Below are 492 nucleotides of genomic sequence, written 5' to 3'. Positions count from 1 at the left end.
CCGCGCCGCCGTGAGCCTGGCCGCCAACGATGGCGACCTCGGCAAGGTGATCGAGGAGCTGACCAGCAGCGAGGGGATCAAGGCCATCGCCACGTCGATGCTGACCGCGGGGGCCATCGAGGGAATCAACACGTCTGGCTTGCTGCCCGAGAACATCACGCAGGCCGCCAATGGCTCGGCACGGCTGCCCGATCAACTGAAGCGGCAGTTGATCGACAACGCCGCCGCCTCGGTGGTGCGCAGTGCGGTCAACGGCACGAGCCTGGGGGACGAACTGCGCGATGGGCTCGCCAATGCCTTGCTGAATACGGCTGCGGCGCAGAGCGCATTTGCGATCGGAGAAAGCGGGCCTCAAGGAAGTCAGCGCCTTAATGCATTCGCCGCCGAGATGGCGCACGCCATGGCCGGCTGCGCCGTCGGTGCGGGACGGGCAGGCACGGGCGATGGCTGCGCGCCGGGCGCCATCGGTGCAGTTGCCGGGCATCTCGCGGC

The 492-nt window shown here is 68.5% G+C and carries 1 protein-coding gene; it reads left to right on the top strand.

Annotated features, from left to right (window positions below):
• A partial coding sequence (locus tag B0W80_RS34135; RefSeq protein ID WP_179107112.1) for a DUF637 domain-containing protein occupies positions 1 to 492 on the top strand: 492 nt, incomplete at both ends.

The sequence above is a fragment of the Variovorax sp. KK3 genome, from assembly GCF_001984055.1.
GTDB lineage: Bacteria > Pseudomonadota > Gammaproteobacteria > Burkholderiales > Burkholderiaceae_C > Variovorax.
Note: the sequence above shows the minus strand (reverse complement) of the source record. Positions and strands in the feature narration are given on the sequence as shown.